Origin of the sequence: Streptomyces sp. ITFR-6 (assembly GCF_031844725.1) — a bacterium.
Classification (GTDB): domain Bacteria; phylum Actinomycetota; class Actinomycetes; order Streptomycetales; family Streptomycetaceae; genus Streptomyces.
The window spans coordinates 2,837,896-2,856,527 of the sequence record NZ_CP134612.1 but is presented as its reverse complement, the minus strand read 5'-3'; the positions used below and the strand labels follow the sequence as shown (position 1 = coordinate 2,856,527).

The following is an 18,632-nucleotide window of genomic DNA, read 5'->3' as shown; positions in this document are numbered from 1 at the left end:
CGGACGTCCGGGTCCCCGGGGGGTCACTGCGGGCCGGGGGCCTTCGGTGGCCGCCCCCGGCGCGGGATCGGCGCCGCCCCGCCCGGCAGCCGCCCCGCCTCCGCGAGGGCCCGCCGCAGCAGGAACTCGATCTGCGCGTTCGCGCTGCGCAGTTCGTCCGACGCCCAGCGCGCCAGCGCGTCGTGTACCGCTGGGTCCAGCCGCAGCAGCATCTGCTTGCGCTGCTGCGGCTGTTGCGGCCTGCGCCGCGGCGATTGATCGGTCACTGGTAGAGCGTGCCCGTATTGAGGACCGGCTGCACCGCCCGGTCACCGCACAGCACCACCATCAGGTTGCTCACCATGGCCGCCTTCCGTTCCGGGTCGAGCTCGACGATGTCCTGCTCCGCGATCCGGGTGAGCGCCATCTCGACCATGCCCACGGCGCCCTCCACGATCTGCTGCCGGGCCGCGACGACCGCGCCGGCCTGCTGGCGCTGGAGCATCGCGGAGGCGATCTCGGGGGCGTACGCGAGGTGGCTGAAGCGGGACTCGATGATCCGGACGCCCGCCGCCTGCACCCGTGCGGTCAGCTCCACGGCCAGCTTCTCGGTGATCTCCTCCGCGTTGCCCCGCAGTGAGAGGCCGCCCTCGTCATGGGCGTCGTACGGGTACTCGATCGCGATGTGCCGGACGGCCGACTCGGTCTGGGTGGCGACGAACTCCAGGAAGTCGTCGACCTCGAAGAGCGCCTGTGCGGTGTCCTCGACCTTCCAGACGACGATCGCGGCAAGCTCGATCGGGTTGCCGTAGGCGTCGTTGACCTTGAGGACCGCGGTCTCGTGGTTGCGGACCCGGGTGGAGATCTTGCGGCTGGAGGTCAGCGGGTTGATCCAGCGCAGACCGTCGGCGCGGATCGTGCCCACGTGCCGGCCGAAGAGCTGGATGACCCGTGCCTCGCCCGGTGCGACCATCTTCACACCGCCCATGCAGAAGAACGAGACGATCGCGAGCAGCACCCCGAGGATGCAGACCGGGATGCCGACGCCGTTGTTCCCGTTCGACCCGACGATGCCGCCGACGATGGCGAGACCGACGCCGACGATCACTCCGATCACCGTCAGCAGCAGGCCGATGCCGCCCGGGATGCTGTGCGCCGTCGTCTCCCGGACCTGCGGTTCCGGCATCTGCGGCGCGTCCGGTGTGAGGTCGGCCGACGGCGTGGCGGGCGTGGCCGGGACGTGTGGATCAGTCATGAAATCCCCCGTTTGCGTGGGCTAGCTCATCGCTAGCAATGTGATTACACATTAACCCACGTGGCAACCCTGCGCACCTCTCATGAGTCGGTTCCCTTGAAAGCGGGTGCTGATTGTCACGTCCGGAAAAGGCTGGATCGTTGGCTTTCTGTCCTTGCCAACGGTGTTAGCTGGCTGGTCCGGGCTGATCCGGTCGAGCAGAGAAACGGGAGCAACACAGCAATGGGTCGAGCGGATGCGCGACGAGCCCAGCGGCGCGGGTCGCGGCGGGCCGTGAAGAGCGGCGGCATACGCAGACTCTTCACCTGGCGAAAACTACTGGGCGCCGCTCTGGGCGTCTGCCTGCTGGGCATGGGCGCGTTCGCCGTGCTCTACATGGTCGTGCAGGTGCCGGAAGGCAACGCACAGGCCAAGCTCCAGTCCAACGTCTACAAGTACTCCGACGGCACACTGCTGGCCCGCACGGGACAGGTCAACCGGGAGATCGTCAGCCTCGCAGAGGTCCCCAAGGACGTCCAGCGGACCTTCGTGGCCGCGGAGAACAAGTCCTTCTACGACGATCACGGCGTCGACTTCAAGGGCACCGCCCGCGGACTGATCAACACCGTGTCCGGCAAGGGCAAGCAGGGTGGCTCGACCATCACCCAGCAGTACGTCAAGAACTACTACCTCGACGCCGACCAGACGGTCACCCGGAAGCTCAAAGAGCTGGTCATCTCGCTGAAGGTCGATCAGAAGCGAAGCAAGAGCGAGATCCTCGCCGGGTACATCAACACCAGTTACTACGGCCGCGGCGCCTACGGCATCCAGGCCGCGGCACAGGCGTACTACAACAAGGACGCCAAGGACCTGGACGTCCCGGAGGGTGCCTACCTCGCGGCGCTGCTCCAGGCGCCGAGCCAGTACGACTGGGCCGTCGCCAGCGACAACGGGAAGGCGCTCGTCAAGGAGCGCTGGAACTACGTCCTGGACAACATGGTCGACCAGCACTGGCTGGACGCCGGCAAGCGCCAGGGGATGAAGTTCAAGGTCCCGCAGACCCCGAAGCCGGCGGAGGGGCTCTCCGGCCAGAAGGGCTACATCGTCGCCGCGGCGCGCGCGGCGGTGCAGAAGCAGGAGAACATCACCGACGCGCAGTTCGACGCCGGCGGCTGGACGATCACCGTCAACATCGACAAGAAGAAGCAGCGGGAGCTGGAGAAGTCGGTCAAGGCCAAGCTGACCGACAAGCTGGACACCAAGGGGCGCAAGCTCGACCAGGACGTCCAGGCCGGCGTGGTCTCGGTCGACCCGAAGACCGGCGGGGTGCTCGCCATGTACGGCGGACGCGGGCTGACCGAGCACTACATCTCCAACGCCACCCGGCGCGACTACCAGCCCGCCTCCACGTTCAAGCCGGTCATCCTCGCGGCGGCGCTCGACCAGGAGTCGCAGACCCAGGACGACCAGCCGATCACCGCCGACACCCGCTACGACGGCACCAGCAAGCGCCCGGTCCAGGGCAGCGAGACCGCGTTCGCGCCGGAGAACGAGGACGACCAGAACTACGGCCAGGTCACCGTCCAGACCGCGATGAACAAGTCCATCAACTCCGTCTTCGCGCAGATGGGCGTGGACGTCGGGATGGACCGCGTGATGCAGACCGCGGGCAAGCTCGGCATGGATGTGGAGAAGCTCGACGCGGTGCCGGCCCAGACCCTCGGCTCCATGGGCGCGAGCCCGATGGAGATGGCCGGGGTCTACGCCACCCTCGACAACCACGGCAAGAAGGTCACGCCGCAGATCGTGAAGTCGGCCCAGAAGCAGGGCGAGTCACCGATCGAGCTGCCCGACGCGATCGGTGACCAGGTCATCAAGCGCCAGGCCGCGGACTCCGTGACCTCCGTGCTGACCGGTGTGGTCGACGACGGTACGGCCCACGAGGCGGTGCGCAACGCGGAGGGACTGTCCGACCAGCAGATCGCGGGCAAGACCGGCACCTCGGACGACAACAAGTCGGCCTGGTTCACCGGCTACACTCCCCGGCTGGTCACCTCGGTGGGCCTCTTCGGTGAGGCCGCCTACCCCCGCACGAGTGACGACGGCAAGAAGGTCGGCAAGGGCGCCCAGGTGCCCCTGAAGGGCGCCGGCGGCGGCGGCCGGGTCAACGGTGGCGGCTTCCCCGCCGACATCTGGGCGAGCTTCACCGCCCAGGCGATGGGCGACCCGGGCGAGTTCGACCTCGACACCGACATGGGTGCCGCGGTCACCCCGCCGAGCCCGTCCACCACCCCGAGCCCGACCACCTCGCCCTCGGACGAGGTCACGCCCTCGCACACGCCGTCCAGCCCGCCCGCGTCGTCCCATCCGCCGAAGGAGAGCACGTCCTCGTCGCCGCCGGCCTCCCCGTCGGACGACCCGACGAGCGACCCGCCGCCCCCTGACCCGTCGACCGATCCGGACCCCAGCGACTCGGCGGAGGTGCCGGTGGACCCCGGGGGCGACCAGCCGAACGGCGACAACAGCCTGACGCAGTGACACGCTGATCCGGTCGCCGGAACGTCGGAACGCCGGAACGGGCGGTGTACGAGGAGCCTTCCTCGTACACCGCCCGTTCCGGCGTTCAGGACCGGACCGCTCACACCGTCCAGGAGATGGCCGGAAATGTTCGGACCGGCCGCCGCTTCTACTGTCCCCGGGTCGGCATCTCGAACCAGACGACCTTGCCCGTCGACAGGCGCGTCGCACCCCACCGCCGGGCCAGTCGGTTCACCAGGAACAGACCACGGCCGCCCTCGTCCATGTCGCGGGCGCGGCGCTGGCGGGGCAGTTGCGGGGAGTCGTCCCCGACCTCGCAGCGCAGGATGTCGGTCCGCAGCAGCCGCAGCGTCACCGGCCGCTCCGCGTACCGCACGGCGTTGGTCACCACCTCGCTGACCAGCAGCTCCACCGAGTCGGAGAGATCCTCCATGCCCCAGCGGCTGAGCGCGCGGCGGGCCAGCCTGCGGGCCCGGCCCGGGGCCGAGTCCTCCGGCTCCAGGAACCAGTACGCGACGTCGCTCGGCGCGATCCCGTCGAAACGGGCGGCGAGCAGCGCGATGTCGTCGTCCCGGTCGCCGGGGCCGAGCATGTCCAGCACGTCGTCGCAGAGGGCCTCCAGCGGCGGCGAGTGGTCGGGACCGGTCAGCCGGGCGGTGGTGGCGAGCCGCTCGCGGAGCTGCTCGATGCCCGTCCACACGTCCCGGAGCCGCGACTCGACCAGTCCGTCGGTGTAGAGGAGCAGCGTGGCGCCCGCGGGCGCGTCCAGCTCGACGGCCTCGAAGTCCACCCCGCCGACGCCGATCGGGGCCCCCGGCGGTACCCGCAGCACCTCGGCGCGGCCGCCGAGGTGGAGCAGCACGGGCGGCGGGTGGCCGGCGTTGGCGATGGTGATGCGGTGCGCGACGGGGTCGTACACCGCGTACAGGCAGGTCGCCATGCGGTCGCTGCCGAGCCGCTGGGCCTGCTCGTCGAGGTGGTGCAGCACCTCCTGCGGCGGCAGGTCGAGCCCGGCCAGGGTCTGCGCGGTGGTGCGGAGCTGGCCCATGATCGCGGCGGAGGTCATGGAGTGGCCCATGACGTCGCCCACGACCAGGGCGACCCGGCTGCCGGGCAGCGGGATCGCGTCGTACCAGTCGCCGCCGACCCGGGCCGTCTCCGCGGCCGGCAGATAGCGGGAGGCGAGCCGGACCCCGGTGGGCTGCGGCAGCGAGTCGGGCAGCATGGTGCGCTGGAGCTCGTCCGCGATGTAGGCCTCGCGCCCGTACAGCACGGCCTTGTCGATGCCGAGCGCGGTGTGCGTCGCCAGCTGGGCCGCGACCAGCAGGTCGTTGGCCTCGAACGGCGGGCGCTCGGTGCCGCGCAGGAAGACCGCCGCGCCGATCACCCGGCGCCGGCCGCGCAGCGGGGCCAGGATCGCCCGGTGCCCGGACGGCACGGTGCGTCCGGCGCCGAGCAGCTCGGGCAGGGCGGCGCGGGCCGCGGCGGAGTCACCGAAGACCGGCCGCACCCCGCGCAGCACCTCGGCCAGCGCACCGCCGGGCCGGACCTCGCACAGTTCGGCGGCGGGCGTCAGATCGGTCTGCGGATCGATGACGGCCGGCCGGAGCCGCTCGCTCTCCGGCAGCCCGTCGGGGAGTTCGTCGCTCAGCCGCAGTCGGTCGGAGCGGCGCAGCCGCAGCACGAACGGGTGGACGGGGCGCTCGTCGCCGACCGGCAGCGGGTCGCGGAGGTAGACGAGTATGGCGTCGGAGAACGTCGGCACGCTGGCCCGGCACAGGCCCAGCACGATCTCGTCCAGATCTATCCCGCGGGCGATCCGGCGGGTCGCGGCACCCACGAAGCGCAGCCGGTCGCCCTCGCGGCGGGCCGCCGCCTGCGGGTCCGGGCCGGCCGCCGGGCCTGATCCGGCGGCGGCTGGACCGGGGCCCTTGGCGGGGCCGGGGATCGCGGAGGCGGCCGCGGCGGCCGCGGCGGCGGCATCCCGCTGCCGGGGCCGGGCGCGTTCCTGCGGCCGGGCGGCGAGAGGCTGCCGGCCTTCGTGGGAGGTGGGGTGCTCCGTCACGCTTGGGGTTCCGTCCGTCCGGGCCGGTTGTATGAGGCAATCACCTTGTGGGGCGCTACTGTGCCCCGGCATGAGCGGCAATCACAACGGCTGACACCGCATGCCCCGGAACGCCGGGCCGAAACCGGACGTCCGCGAACGGCGGCGGTGGCAACGTCTTCGGCGGTGGAGCGGCGGACAGTGTGCACGTCTCCACCCCCTCGTAGTGGCTCATGCGATGCGGGCAACTCGTGCGACTCATACGACTGATGCGGTCATGAAACGTGCAACCAGTGCGATGACTCGATGATTTACGGTCAGCTCGTCTGTGGCGCCCGGGGGGTGGGGTGGGCCGTCCGTCTTCGGGACGATCCTACGTTTGCCCCCCTGGGGTGCATCAAGGGTCTCACGACGGCACGGCGGAGGGGGTACGGTCCCAGTCATCCGGAAGCCGGTCCCAGTCGTCCGGAAGCGCGGGTACCCGCCAGCGCGGATCGGGCCGCCAGTCCTCCCAGCCGTCCCGGAACGGCGCCCCCCAGTCGCGGATCACGCCGACCGCCGCGCGCCCCGCCTCCCGCACCCGCCGGGCGGTCGCGGGGGTCATCAGGCCGACCCGCTGGGCCTGCGCGAACTCGTCCTCGTCGCGCCAGAGCCAGCTGCGGTCGGGGAAGACCGAGATGTCGAGGAAGTGGTCCTCCGAGTCGATGCCGCCGGCCCAGCGGGTCCGCGGCTCCTCCAGGTTCACGTACCAGCTGCGGAACACCCAGCCGGGCTCCCAGAACAGCCAGACCGACCACGGCTCGCCCGGCCTGGCCAGCTTCAGCACCCCGTTGCCCAGCCAGGGCGTGCGGGCGGTGGTGCGCGGCGAGGTGTACCGGGTGGCGAGCGGCTCCGCGTGCACGTCGGTGCCGTCCGCCAGCATCGGCTTCACGCACTCGGTGCCGGGCGCCACCCAGACGGCGAGCAGGTCCTCGGTGTCCTGGGCCACGGTGACGGGCCGGCAGATGTGGACCGGGTTCCGTGCCCCGCCGGGCGCGGGACCGTGGCGCTGCGGTCCGTTGCCGCGGTAGCGCCACAGGATCTGATCACCCGGCGCCCAGCGCTCGGTCCCTCCGGTACCTGTCATGGAGGGATCTTAGTGAGCGGGCGCCCCCGCCGCAGCGACGCGCGTCACGGGCGGGTCATCCGCAGTACGTCCAGCGCCTCGTCCAGCTGCTCCACCGTGAGGTCGCCGCGCTCGACGTAACCCGAGGCCAGCACCACTTCGCGGATCGTCTTCCGCTCGGCCAGGGACCTCTTGGCGACCTTGGCCGCCTCCTCGTACCCGATGTACTTGTTCAGCGGGGTGACGACGGACGGCGAGGACTCCGCGTACTCCCTGGCCCGCTCCACGTTCGCGGTGATGCCGTCGACCGTGCGGTCCGCGAGCAGCCGGGAGACGTTCGCGAGCAGCCGGACGGACTCCAGCAGGTTCTTCGCGATGACCGGGAGCATCACGTTCAGCTCGAAGTTGCCCGCGGCCCCCGCGGCGGCGACCGTCGCGTCGTTCCCCGTCACCTGGGCGGCGACCATCAGCACCGCCTCGGGAATGACCGGATTGACTTTCCCCGGCATGATCGACGAGCCGGGCTGGAGGTCGGGCAGGCTGATCTCGGCCAGTCCGGTGCGCGGTCCGGAGGCCATCCAGCGCAGGTCGTTGGAGATCTTGGTGAGCGAGACCCCGATCGTACGGAGCTGGCCGGACGTCTCCACCAGACCGTCCCGCGCGCCCTGCGCCTCGAAGTGGTCGCGGGCCTCGGTGAGCGGCAGCCCGGTGACGCGGGCGACCTCCGCGATCACCGCGGCCGAGAAGCCGGGCGGGGTGTTGATGCCGGTGCCGACCGCCGTGCCGCCCAGCGGCAGTTCCGCGAGGCGGGGGAGCGAGGCGTACAGCCGCTCGATGCCGTAGCGGATCTGCGCGGCGTACCCGCCGAACTCCTGGCCCAGGGTCACCGGCGTCGCGTCCATCAGGTGCGTGCGGCCCGACTTCACGACCGTCGCGAACTCGGCGGACTTGCGCTCAAGGGCGGCCGCGAGGTGGTCCAGGGCGGGGATCAGCTCGCCGGTCACCGCGCCCGTCGCGGCGATGTGGATGGAGGACGGGAAGACGTCGTTGGAGGACTGCGAGGCGTTGACGTGGTCGTTGGGGTGGACGTCGCGGCCCAGGCGCTCGGTGGCGAGGGTGGCCAGCACCTCGTTGGTGTTCATGTTCGACGAGGTGCCGGAGCCGGTCTGGAAGACGTCGATCGGGAAGTGCGCGTCCCAGCGCCCCTCCGCGACCTCGGCCGCCGCGTCCTGGATGGCCCGCGCGATCTCCGGGTCGACCACCTGCAGCTCGGCGTTCACCTTGGCGGCTGCGCCCTTGATGCGGGCGAGCGCCTCGATGTGGGCCCGCTCCAGGCGCTGCCCGGAGATCGGGAAGTTCTCCACGGCCCGCTGCGTCTGGGCCCGCCACTTGGCGTCCGCGGGCACCTTCACCTCGCCCATCGAATCGTGCTCGATGCGGTGCTTTCCACCTGTAGTGATGTCGTCCACTCCGGTTCAACCTCCTGAAAAAGATGAGCACTTGTCTTGTTCTATGTATTCCCAAGTCGCCTACCGACCAGTAAATACCGTGGGTAACAACAATCTCGGGAGGCGCAATGAGGCGCACAAGGTTCAGACTCCGCTGTACCGTCGCGGCCGTCGCCGCCACGGCGGCGGCACTGGGCGGGATGACCGCGGCCGCCGGCCCGGCGGCCGCGGCGCAGTCCGCCACCACCACTACCGCATCCACCGCGCTGTCGCCCGAACTGGAGGCCATCCGCGCCGCGGAAGCCACCCGGCTGTACGGCGACCCGGCCGAGCGCCCTCTCGCACAGCGCAAGACCGGGCTGATCTCGCTCGGCGACAGCGAGATCTCGGGCGAGGGCGTCGGCACGTACGAGGCGGGCACCAACGGACCCGACAACTGGTGCCACCGCTCGCCCGACTCCGCCATCCACCGCACCGGCATCCCCGCCGACGTCACGTACAACGTCTCCTGCTCCGGCGCGTACACCGGCAACATCGTCATCGGCGGTTCGAAGCAGTACGCCGACGAGCTGGTGCAGAGCGACAACCTCGCCATCAAGGCGCGCAACACCCGCATCAAGATGGTCGTGCTGGTGGCCGGTGCCAATGACGACCTCCAGTTCGGTCCGGTGATAACGGACTGCGTCGAGCGCTGGGTCCTCATCCAGGGCACCTGCGAGCCCAAGTACGCCGGCGGCTGGCAGGCCCGCGTCGACGGACTCGTCCCCAAGGTCGAGAAGACCGTGGGCGACCTGCGCACCGTCATGTCGGACGCGGGATACGCCGACAGCGACTACAAGCTCGTCGTCATGGGCTACCCCAGCCCGATCGGACCCGACTTCTACGACAACCCCAAATTCCCCGGCAAGCTTCCCGGCGGCTGCGCCGGATACGACTCCGACGCCGCCTGGGGCCGTAACACCGCCGTTCCCGCCTTCGAGCGCGGCATGCGCAAGGCGGCCGCCGACACCGGAGCCGTCTACCTGGACAACTCCCGGCTCTTCCACGGCCACGAGGTGTGCAGCGAGTCGACCTGGGCCCGCGGCCTCTTCATCGACCTGTCGCACTTCCCGCCGGACTCCAACTCCCTCCGGCAGTCCTTCCACCCGAACGCCGCGGGCCACGGCGCCTTCGCCTCCTGCCTGACCCAGATCTACAACTCGGGCCTGCGCGAGGCGAGCTGCGCAGATCCGGCGAGCACCGGCACCCCCGTGCTGCAGCCCGCGGCCTGGGACGACGTCTTCAAGCCGCTGACCAACGAGTCCACCGGCGCCTGTCTGGACGTCCCCGCCTCCGTCACCCGGAACGACACCGGAGTGACCGGCTGGGACTGCCACGGCGGCCGCAACCAGAACTGGTGGTACGACGCGGGCGACTCGGGCACGAAGACCGTCCGTACGGCGCTGAGCCACGACCGCTGCCTGGACGTACCGGGCGCGAAGTACACGGCGGGCGCCGCCCTCGTCCTCTACAACTGCTCCGGCGCCGCCAACCAGCGGTTCGTCCGGCAGTCGGGCACCCTGAGCCCGGCCGCCGCCACGGGGCTGTGCGCGACCCTGGCGGGCGCCCACGAGCCGCTGAGGCTCCAGCCCTGCGACGGGAGCGCGAGCCAGCGCTTCGCCTAGACCGGGGTCCGGGGGGCGCGGGGAGGGCCGGTACGCGGCTCCTCCCCGCGCTCCGGGTCAGCCGGACGTCACGAACGCGCCCAGGATCGCCGCCAGGTGGCCCGGGTCCTGTGCCCCGCACAGCTCGCGCGCCGAGTGCATCGACAGCCCGGGTACCCCCACGTCCACGGTCGGGACACCCAGCCGGGCCGCGGTGAGCGGGCCGATCGACGTACCGCACGGCATCGCGTTGTTGGAGACGAACGGCTGCCACGGGGCGCCCACCCGCTCGCAGGCCGCCGCGAACACCGCGATGCCGGTCGAGTCGGTGGCGTAGCGCTGATTGACGTTGACCTTGACCGTGGGGCCGCTGTTGGGCAGCGGGTGGTGGTCCGGGTCGTGCCGCTCCGCGTAGTTGGGGTGCACGGCGTGCGCCATGTCCGCCGAGAGGCAGAAGGCACCGGCCAGAGCCCGCGACCAGTCCTCCGCGCTGCCGCCGCGCGCGGTGACCGAACGGCTCAGGACGCGCTCCAGCAGCGGGCTCTGCGCACCCGTGTCGGAGCCGCTGCCGACCTCCTCGTGGTCGAAGGCCGCCAGGACCGGGATGTACGCGGGCTCCCCGGCCGCCGTCGGCGCACCGGCCAGGGCCGTGACACCCGCATGCACGGAGACCAGGTTGTCCAGCCGGGAGGAGACCACGAACTCCTGCTCCGCGCCCAGGTATCCGGGCGGCTGGATGTCGTGGAGCATCAGGTCCCAGCCCAGCACCTCGTCCGGCTCCGCCTCGGCCGCCGCCGCCACCCGGCGCAGCAGCGCACCCTCCTGCGCGGCGCCGAGCGACCAGATCGGGGCGACATGGCGCTGCGGGTCCAGGGCCAGGCCGTCATTGACGGACCGGTCCAGGTGGATGGCCAGCTGGGGCACCCGCAGGAGCGGTTCGTCGATCTGGACGAGCCGGGAGTCGGTCGTGCCGCCGGGGCCGCGCAGGGCGAGCCGGCCGGAGATGCCCAGGTCCCGGTCGAGCCAGGTGTTGAGCGGGACTCCGCCGTAGATCTCCACCGCGATCTGCCGCCAGCCCGCGGAGCCGGTGTCGGGGGTGGGCTTGATCCGCAGGTTCGGCGAGTCGGTGTGGGTGCCGATGATCCGGAAGGGGGTGTGGGCGGGGGTGCCCTCGGGCGCGTACCAGGCGATCAGCGCGCCGCCCCGCAGGACGAAGCTGCCGCCCGCGGTGCCCGTCCAGTCGTCCGTGTCGCGCAGTTCACGGAAGCCGGCCTTCTCCAGCCGCTGGGCGGCGCTCGCCACGGCGTGGTACGGGGAGGGGCTCGCCCTGATGAAGGAGAGCAGATCGTCGACGTGGCTGCGGTGCTGGACCGGCGTCATGCGGTCTCCGCCTTTCCGGTGTGGGACCGAGAGGGTGTTCGGACGTGCGGGCTGGACGTGAGGGCGTTCTGCCGGGTCGCGGGGCGGTGTCCGCGGCGGGCGGCCGGGCGGGGCGGTCGGGCGGTGCGGGTGCTCCCGCGACGCGGACAACTCACCGCATCGGCCGCGCACCCCGCAAGCCCGGCCGGCGGCCCACTGCGCGAATGCGGCGGTGCGGCGCGGGTGTCCGCAGCCGGTGGTCCGGACGGCGGCTCTGTACGGCCCGTCGCGGATTTGGCTGAATTCAGCCGTACGGATACCTGTCCTGCCCGCGTCTCCGGCCCCGGCCCCGTCACCGGTGCGTCGGGCCGGGCGAAGAGGTGCGCGGGCCCGCCACCCGGATCAGGAACACCGCGGCGAACACGATCGCGGCGCCGTGGGACCAGCCGACGACCGTCAGCGGGGTGTAGTGGTCGAGCGCGGCCGCGACCAGGATCATTCCGGCGCCGAACCCGAGGTTCTCCACCGTGGCGGAGAGCCCGAAGGCATGTGCGCGCAGCCCGGCCGGCAGGGTCTGCAGATGCGAGGTGTACGAGACCTCCGTGAGCCCGTCGGCGGCCCCCGCGACCAGCGCGATCACGGCCGTGGCCACCATCGGGAACCCCGCGAAGGCCAGGATGAACGCCGCCGACATGAGGCAGGTGCCCCAGCCGAAGCCCAGCGCCCCCACGGACCGGCCGGTGCGGCGCGCGTACCGCTGGATCAGCTGCTGCACCACGATGTTGCCGAGCGCCCACAGGCACCAGAAGGCGCTGACGAACACGGCGGGGCGCGCGTCGTCGAGCTCGCTGGAGTAGACCGGGAGCGCGGCGTTGTGCGAGGACGAGCCCAGCGCGTCCACACCCCGCAGCACCACCATCAGCGCCAGACCGGGCGCGGCGGCCAGGGCGGCGAGCGCGGCGGGCCCGCGCCGACGGGCGGGCGCACCGGCCGCCCCCGCCTCGGCACCGTCCGCCCCTGCTTCTGCACCGTCCGCCCCTGGTCCGGTACCTTCCGCCCCCGGTCCGGCGGCGGACGCCTCGTCCGGCTCCGGCCGGCCCCGGCTCCCGCCCCCGTCGCGCCGCTTGCCGCCGCCCGGGATGGGGAGCAGGGCCACCGTCACCGCGCAGACCGCGAAGGTGGCCGTGTCCACGACGAAGGCGGCGGTGTACCCGACGAGCGAGACGACGACGCCCGCAGACGCGAACCCCGCCACCATGGCCAGCGAGCGGCCGGTGATCGAAAGGGAGTTGGCCCACGAGCGGCGGTCCTCGCCGACCATCTCCGGAATGGAGCTGCGCAGGGACACCATGAACAGCGTCCCGCAGGAGCCGACCACCACGGATACCGCGATCAGCGCGGCCGTCCGCAGCCCGTTCGGCGCGAGCACCAGCAGCAGCATCACCGACGCCTGCGCGATATTCGTCCAGAGCATCACGCTCTTCGCGGTGAATCGGGCGAGCAGACCGCCCGCCGTCAGCCCGGCGGCGAATCCGGACGCCAGTCGCACGGCCATGAACAGCCCCATGGCGAGAGCCCGTCCGGTCGTCTCATAGACGAACAGATTGAGCGCCACCATATTCAGGAAGGTGCCGTACGAGGAGATGGCGTAGCCGGCCACCAGGAATCGATAACGCCGGACTCCGTACCGCGAGTCGGCCGATTCGGCGCTCGGCCGGCTGAGGGTGTTGTCGGGGCCGGGCGTCACCCGTTCATAGTCGCCGAACCGCCGAACTCCCCGCCGTCATCCCTTGTGCACAAAGGTAATCTGCATACTTGTGAAGGACGATCATTCCAGCCCACCGGCATGCGATTGCCGCGAATCGTCGGCGGACAGCTCCGCACCGGGCGGGCCCGTGACCGGTCCGGAAAACCCCTGCGAGAGCGCGCTCGCGACGTACCGGCGCGCACTGGTGGCCGGATCTCTTCCGCAGGACGAGGTGACCGGCTGCCTGCGGAACCTTCATCTGATGGTGGCCGACCGGGGCTCACCGGGATTCATGATCCCCGTACCGCCGGAGACCGCGTCCTACACCGCGCTCGCCCCGCTCCAGGAAGCCCTCCTGGACCGGCGCCGCGCGCTGCGCACGACCCGCGCCGCGCTCTCCGTCTTCGAGACCCTGTACGCGGATGTGCACCGCAGCGAACAGCCCGCGTTCACCCGGCTGTCCGGGGAGGCCGTCATCAGCAGGGCGCTGGAGGCGGGGGTGGGCGGCTGCCGGGAACAGGTCCGCACCGCACAACCCGGCGGCAGCCGCCCGGCACGCGTGCTCCAGGAGGCGCTGACCAGGGACCTGGGCAATCTGAGTCGGGGCATCCGGCAGCGGACGATCTACCAGCACACCGTCCGCTCGGACCGTACGACCCTCGCGTACATCGAGCAGGTGACCGCTGCGGGAGCGGAGGTCAGGACACTCGCGGAGGTGGCCGACCGGGTGATCGTGTTCGACCGGGACCTGGCGTTCGTCCCGTTCTCCGACGAACCGCACCACGCCCTGCGCGTCCAGCACCCGTCACTGGTGCGGTTCCTGGCCCGCGCCTTCGACGAGGCCTGGGCCCGCGCGGTGCCGGTCCGCCCGGAGCGGGCACCGCTGCGCACCCCCGTCGTCACGTCCGACCTGCAACGCGCCATCCTGCGGGCGGTGGTCAACGGCGAGACGGACGCCTCGATAGCCCGCCGGATCGGGATGAGCCGCCGCAGCGTGGCCGAGCACATGCGGAAGGTCTCCGAGCAGCTCGGCAGCACCAGCCGGGCCCAACTCGGCTACCTGGTCGCGACATCGGGGCTGCTCGACGGCTGAGGGGCGTCGCGGCCGCGACGCCCCTCAGCCTTACGCCCGCACGTCAGCCGAGGCCGGGGCCGCGCACCGGGATGCTGGTGAACGTCGGGGCCGGGGCGGGCTCGGTGAAGAAGTCGTTGCCCTTGTCGTCCACGACGACGAACGCCGGGAAGTCCTCGACCTCGATCTTCCAGACCGCCTCCATGCCGAGTTCCTCGTACTCGACGACCTCGACCTTCTTGATGCAGTCCTGGGCGAGGCGCGCCGCGGGGCCGCCGATGGAGCCGAGGTAGAAGCCGCCGTGCGCGTCGCACGCGTCGGTGACCTGCTTGGACCTGTTGCCCTTCGCCAGCATCACCTTGGAGCCGCCCGCCGCCTGGAACTGCGCGACGTAGCTGTCCATCCGGCCGGCGGTCGTCGGACCGAAGGAGCCGGAGGCGTACCCCTCGGGCGTCTTCGCCGGGCCCGCGTAGTAGACCGGGTGGTCCTTCAGGTACTGCGGCATCTCCTCGCCCGCGTCCAGCCGCTCCTTGATCTTGGCGTGCGCGATGTCGCGCGCCACGACCAGCGGGCCGGTCAGCGAGAGCCGGGTCTTGACGGGGTACTTGGTCAGCTCGGCGAGGATCTCGTCCATCGGGCGGTTGAGGTCGATGCGTACGACGTCACCCGCCTCGTCCAGGTGCTCGTCGGTGGTGTCGGGGAGGAAGCGCGCCGGGTCCTTCTCCAGCTGCTCCAGGAAGACGCCCTCCGCGGTGATCTTCGCGGTGGCCTGGCGGTCGGCCGAGCAGGACACGGCGATGGCGACGGGCAGCGAGGCGCCGTGCCGGGGGAGGCGCACCACGCGCACGTCGTGGCAGAAGTACTTGCCGCCGAACTGTGCCCCGATGCCGATCTTCTGCGTCAGCTCGAAGACCTTCTCCTCCAGCTCCTTGTCCCGGAAGCCGTGACCGGTGGGGGAGCCCTCGGCGGGCAGCTCGTCCAGGTAGTGCGCGGAGGCGTACTTCGCGGTCTTCATCGCGAACTCGGCCGACGTACCGCCGACCACGATCGCCAGGTGGTACGGCGGGCAGGCGGCCGTACCCAGGGAGCGGATCTTCTCCTCCAGGAACTTCATCATGGAGGCCTCGTTGAGGACCGCCTTGGTCTCCTGGAAGAGGAACGACTTGTTGGCCGAGCCGCCGCCCTTCGCCATGAAGAGGAACTTGTACGCGCCGCCGTCGGTCGCGTACAGCTCGATCTGGGCCGGGAGGTTGGAGCCGGTGTTCTTCTCGTCCCACATGTTCAGCGGGGCCATCTGCGAGTAGCGCAGGTTGAGCTTGGTGTACGCGTCGAAGATGCCGTGCGACAGCGCCTCCTCGTCACCGCCCTCGGTGAGCACGTTCTGCCCGCGCTTGCCCATGACGATCGCGGTGCCGGTGTCCTGGCACATCGGCAGCACGCCCGCGGCGGCGATGTTCGCGTTCTTCAGCAGGTCGAGCGCGACGAACTTGTCGTTGGACGAGGCCTCGGGGTCGTCCACGATCCGCCGCAGCTGCGCCAGGTGCGCGGGCCGCAGGTAGTGCGAGATGTCGTGCATGGCCTCCGCGGCCAGGGTGCGCAGCGCCGCCGGGTCGACCTTGAGGAACGTACGGCCGTCGGCCTCGAAGGTGGAGACACCCTCGGAGGTGACCAGACGATACGGCGTGGTGTCCTCTCCCAGGGGGAGCAGATCGGAGTACGCAAACTCTGGCATTACGGCCATTCCTCACTCGGTGACAGAGGCTGCCCTCCCTTGGGCAACGCACCCACCAGGGTAGGACCCAGCGGAAGCGGTGAGCCTGTGAGGTAAGGCTCACCCGGCGGCGCCTCGCCGCCGGCGCCCAAGGCCTAGGGCCTGTCTTCGAATTGCCGTCGCGCGGCAGACGGCAGTTCGAAGACAGGCCCTAGTCGCGATCTATCGCGTTTGGGTACGCTGGGCCGGTGGACCTCGAAAAGCACCCCCAGCAGCCCACCGCACCGGCGGAACCCGACGTCATCCGCGCCTCGGACGCCGACCGCGACCGGATCGCGGACATCCTGCGGGAAGCCGTGGCCGAGGGCCGGCTCACCGCGGACGAGCACGGCGAGCGGGTCGACGCGGTCTACCGCGCCAAGACCGTCGGTGAACTGGAGCCGCTGGTACGGGACCTGCCCGCGCCGGGCGGCGCGGCCGCCAGGCCCGCCGCCGCGCCGTACGACCACGGCCCCGAGGGGACGGCGGGTCCGGCCGAGAACCTGGTCGCGGTCTTCAGCAGCTCCACCCGCAGGGGGCGCTGGCGGGTCGGCGGCCGGACGAACGCGTTCGCGTTGTTCGGCAGTGTGGAGATCGATCTGACCGAGGCGCTTTTCGGACAGCGTCTGACCGTGATCAACGCGACCTCCATCTTCGGAAGTGTCGAGATCCGGGTCCCCGAGAACATCTCGCTGCGCGGCAGCGGAACGGGAATCTTCGGGAATTTCGAAGTCGTGACTCTGGAATCCGGCGATCCGGAGGCGCCCGTGGTGGTGGTCAACGGTTATTCGGTGTTCGGCAGCGTCGAGGCAAAGCCCAAGCGCGGCAAGTTCATTACGGATCTCCAGGACCGGCTGCGCAAACACCTCGGTCACTGACGGAGAGGCGGGCGCGCGAGGAACGGATTTCAGCCGAAATCGCGATCGACCGCAATTGCGTGGACCGGACCTGAGTGCCACTCAGTGCATAGGCGCGCGCACAGCGGGTAGGGAGAGCTGCATCGTCTTCTCGCCCGCGAAGCCGTCGTCAGGAGTGGACCGTGCTGCAACTGCCGCATCAGCCCCTGCAGGTCGCCGCCGTGCCTTCCCAGCGGAATCCCGCTCGGGAGGACCAGGCAGGCCCCTGGCATTCGGAGGCGGTGTGCCGCCGGGACGAAGCCGGGCTGTTCTTCGCCCCGTCGAAGGAGCCGACCGCTGCCCGGCTCTCGCGCGAGGAGTCCGCGAAGCGGGTCTGCGCGCGCTGTCCGGTGATGGTCGAGTGCCGGGAACACGCTCTGGTGCAGCCCGAGCCGTACGGGGTGTGGGGCGGCCTCACGGCTGCCGAGCGCCGCGTGGCCCTCGCCCGCCGCCGGCGGCGCGAGGCCGAGCTCAAGACGTCCGGCGCGGCCGGCCACATCGCCGCGGCGGGCTGACGGGCCCACCGCATCCGTACGAACGCCGTGCGGGCACCCCGTGTCCGCCACGACCGTCCGCGTGCGGGCCCACCGCATCCGTTCGCACGTGACCGCATCCGTTCGCACGTGAAGGGGCGCCCCCACCGCACATGGGGGGCGCCCCTTCACGTGAACGTGCCGAACGTGCCTACGTCACTTCGCGCGGTCGAAGTCGATCGCGCTGTAGGCCCGCAGCTTGGACAGCCGGTGGGTCGAGTCGATCTTCCGGATGGTGCCCGACTTGGACCGCATCACGATCGACTCGGTGGTCGCCGTCTCCGCGCGGTAGCGCACACCGCGCATCAGTTCGCCGTCCGTGATGCCGGTCGCCACGAAGAACACGTTGTCGCCGCTGACCAGGTCGTCCGTGGACAGCACCCGGTCCAGGTCGTGCCCGGCGTCCAGCGCGCGCTGGCGCTCGGCCGCGTCCTTCGGCCAGAGCTTGCCCTGGATGACACCGCCGAGGCACTTTATGGCGCAGGCCGAGATGATGCCCTCGGGCGTGCCGCCGATCCCCATCAGCAGGTCGACGCCGGTGTCGTCGCGGGCGGCCATGATGGAGCCCGCGACATCCCCGTCGGAGATGAACTTGATCCGTGCGCCGGTCTCCCGGATCTCCTTGACGATGCCATCGTGGCGCGGGCGGTCCAGGATGACGACGGTGACGTCCTCCGGGGTGGAGTTCTTCGCCTTCGCGACCCGGCGGATGTTCACCGAGACGGGGGCGTTGATGTCGACGAAGTCGGCCGCCTCCGGCCCGGTGACCAGCTTGTCCATGTAGAAGACCGCGGACGGGTCGAACATCGCGCCCCGGTCGGCGGCGGCGAGTACGGCGATCGCGTTCGGCATGCCCTTGGCGTTCAGGGTCGTGCCGTCGATCGGGTCGACGGCGATGTCGACCTCGGCGCCGGTGCCGTCACCGACCCGTTCACCGTTGAACAGCATGGGGGCTTCGTCCTTCTCGCCCTCACCGATGACGACGATGCCGTTCATCGACACGGTGGAGACGAGGGTCCGCATGGCCTTCACGGCGGCGCCGTCGGCGCCGATCTTGTCCCCGCGGCCGACCCAGCGCCCGGCGGCCATGGCGGCCGCCTCGGTGACCCGGACGAGCTCCAGGGCGAGGTTGCGGTCGGGGGCCTCCGGCGAGACCTCCAGCTGGGACGGCAGATGATGCTCGGACATCGGAGCGCACCTTTCTGTACGACGACGACCGGATGAGGGTGATGTGACTCTATCGTCAGGTCGATAAAATGAGCAGACCGGGTCACTTATGAGCGG

14 protein-coding genes are annotated in these 18,632 nt (G+C 71.0%); 5 read left to right on the top strand and 9 right to left on the bottom strand.

The window, feature by feature from the left end; translation table 11 throughout:
* Positions 1–23: 23 nt before the first annotated feature.
* Positions 24–266, bottom strand: coding sequence for a type II toxin-antitoxin system antitoxin (locus tag RLT59_RS12615; protein WP_311303494.1), 243 nt, complete (start codon positions 264–266; stop codon positions 24–26).
* The gene (locus tag RLT59_RS12610; RefSeq protein WP_311303493.1) at positions 263–1,234 is read right to left on the bottom strand and encodes an SPFH domain-containing protein; all 972 of its coding nucleotides are present in this window, start codon (positions 1,232–1,234) and stop codon (positions 263–265) included. Before RLT59_RS12610 ends, RLT59_RS12615 begins: the two co-directional genes overlap by 4 nt.
* A 222-nt stretch (positions 1,235–1,456) precedes the next feature.
* Here RLT59_RS12610 and RLT59_RS12605 point away from each other — a divergent pair, with 222 nt between their 5' ends.
* The gene (locus RLT59_RS12605; protein ID WP_311303492.1) at positions 1,457–3,751 is read left to right on the top strand and encodes a transglycosylase domain-containing protein; all 2,295 of its coding nucleotides are present in this window, start codon (positions 1,457–1,459) and stop codon (positions 3,749–3,751) included.
* Between the two features lie 148 nt (positions 3,752–3,899).
* On the opposite strand, the gene RLT59_RS12600 is transcribed toward RLT59_RS12605, so the two are convergent.
* The 3 genes from RLT59_RS12600 to RLT59_RS12590 form a co-directional block, all read right to left on the bottom strand.
* Positions 3,900–5,816, bottom strand: a complete 1,917-nt coding sequence (locus RLT59_RS12600) for a SpoIIE family protein phosphatase (RefSeq protein ID WP_311303491.1) — start codon at positions 5,814–5,816, stop codon at positions 3,900–3,902.
* Positions 5,817–6,201: 385 nt separating this feature from the next.
* Entirely contained in the window at positions 6,202–6,921 is a 720-nt protein-coding gene (locus RLT59_RS12595) for a cytidylyl-2-hydroxypropylphosphonate hydrolase (protein ID WP_311303490.1), read from the bottom strand.
* A 44-nt stretch (positions 6,922–6,965) separates the two neighbouring features.
* Entirely contained in the window at positions 6,966–8,321 is a 1,356-nt protein-coding gene (locus RLT59_RS12590; protein ID WP_399126885.1) for a class II fumarate hydratase, read from the bottom strand.
* Positions 8,322–8,476: 155 nt separating this feature from the next.
* Between RLT59_RS12590 and RLT59_RS12585 the strand changes: the two genes are divergently transcribed.
* On the top strand, positions 8,477–10,012 hold the full coding sequence (locus tag RLT59_RS12585; RefSeq protein ID WP_311303488.1) for a ricin-type beta-trefoil lectin domain protein: 1,536 nt from the start codon (positions 8,477–8,479) through the stop codon (positions 10,010–10,012).
* Between the two features lie 57 nt (positions 10,013–10,069).
* Here RLT59_RS12585 and RLT59_RS12580 read toward each other — a convergent pair whose 3' ends face one another.
* Positions 10,070–11,371 (bottom strand): M18 family aminopeptidase, encoded by a 1,302-nt coding sequence (locus RLT59_RS12580; protein ID WP_311303487.1) that lies wholly within the window; start codon positions 11,369–11,371, stop codon positions 10,070–10,072.
* A 331-nt stretch (positions 11,372–11,702) separates the two neighbouring features.
* Entirely contained in the window at positions 11,703–13,010 is a 1,308-nt protein-coding gene (locus RLT59_RS12575) for an MFS transporter (RefSeq protein ID WP_311307707.1), read from the bottom strand.
* Between the two features lie 157 nt (positions 13,011–13,167).
* On the opposite strand from RLT59_RS12575, the gene RLT59_RS12570 reads away from it, so the two are divergent.
* Complete coding sequence (locus tag RLT59_RS12570) at positions 13,168–14,190, top strand: LuxR C-terminal-related transcriptional regulator (protein ID WP_311303486.1); 1,023 nt, start codon at positions 13,168–13,170, stop codon at positions 14,188–14,190.
* Between the two features lie 43 nt (positions 14,191–14,233).
* On the opposite strand, the gene RLT59_RS12565 is transcribed toward RLT59_RS12570, so the two are convergent.
* Positions 14,234–15,901 (bottom strand): fumarate hydratase, encoded by a 1,668-nt coding sequence (locus tag RLT59_RS12565; RefSeq protein ID WP_311303485.1) that lies wholly within the window; start codon positions 15,899–15,901, stop codon positions 14,234–14,236.
* A gap of 227 nt (positions 15,902–16,128) precedes the next feature.
* Here RLT59_RS12565 and RLT59_RS12560 point away from each other — a divergent pair, with 227 nt between their 5' ends.
* Together RLT59_RS12560 and RLT59_RS12555 are read left to right on the top strand one after the other, a co-directional pair.
* Positions 16,129–16,797, top strand: coding sequence for a DUF1707 SHOCT-like domain-containing protein (locus RLT59_RS12560; RefSeq protein WP_311303484.1), 669 nt, complete (start codon positions 16,129–16,131; stop codon positions 16,795–16,797).
* A gap of 161 nt (positions 16,798–16,958) precedes the next feature.
* Positions 16,959–17,330 carry a WhiB family transcriptional regulator gene (locus RLT59_RS12555; RefSeq protein WP_311303483.1) on the top strand — a complete coding sequence of 124 codons (372 nt, stop codon included), beginning with the start codon at positions 16,959–16,961 and terminating at the stop codon, positions 17,328–17,330.
* A gap of 174 nt (positions 17,331–17,504) precedes the next feature.
* Here RLT59_RS12555 and glpX read toward each other — a convergent pair whose 3' ends face one another.
* Positions 17,505–18,536: a class II fructose-bisphosphatase gene (gene glpX, locus RLT59_RS12550; protein WP_311303482.1), complete on the bottom strand. Its 1,032-nt coding sequence runs from the start codon at positions 18,534–18,536 to the stop codon at positions 17,505–17,507.
* Positions 18,537–18,632: the final 96 nt, after the last annotated feature.

Excerpts from the sequence above, each read along its gene's own strand:
- RLT59_RS12610 (WP_311303493.1), bottom strand. The coding sequence starts at position 1,234 with ATGACTGATCCACACGTCCCGGCCACGCCCGCCACGCCGTCGGCCGAC.
- RLT59_RS12605 (WP_311303492.1), top strand. The coding sequence starts at position 1,457 with ATGGGTCGAGCGGATGCGCGACGAGCCCAGCGGCGCGGGTCGCGGCGG.
- RLT59_RS12595 (WP_311303490.1), bottom strand. The coding sequence starts at position 6,921 with ATGACAGGTACCGGAGGGACCGAGCGCTGGGCGCCGGGTGATCAGATC.
- RLT59_RS12590 (WP_399126885.1), bottom strand. The coding sequence starts at position 8,321 with ATGGGCGAGGTGAAGGTGCCCGCGGACGCCAAGTGGCGGGCCCAGACG.
- RLT59_RS12585 (WP_311303488.1), top strand. The coding sequence starts at position 8,477 with ATGAGGCGCACAAGGTTCAGACTCCGCTGTACCGTCGCGGCCGTCGCC.
- RLT59_RS12580 (WP_311303487.1), bottom strand. The coding sequence starts at position 11,371 with ATGACGCCGGTCCAGCACCGCAGCCACGTCGACGATCTGCTCTCCTTC.
- RLT59_RS12565 (WP_311303485.1), bottom strand. The coding sequence starts at position 15,901 with ATGCCAGAGTTTGCGTACTCCGATCTGCTCCCCCTGGGAGAGGACACC.
- glpX (WP_311303482.1), bottom strand. The coding sequence starts at position 18,536 with ATGTCCGAGCATCATCTGCCGTCCCAGCTGGAGGTCTCGCCGGAGGCC.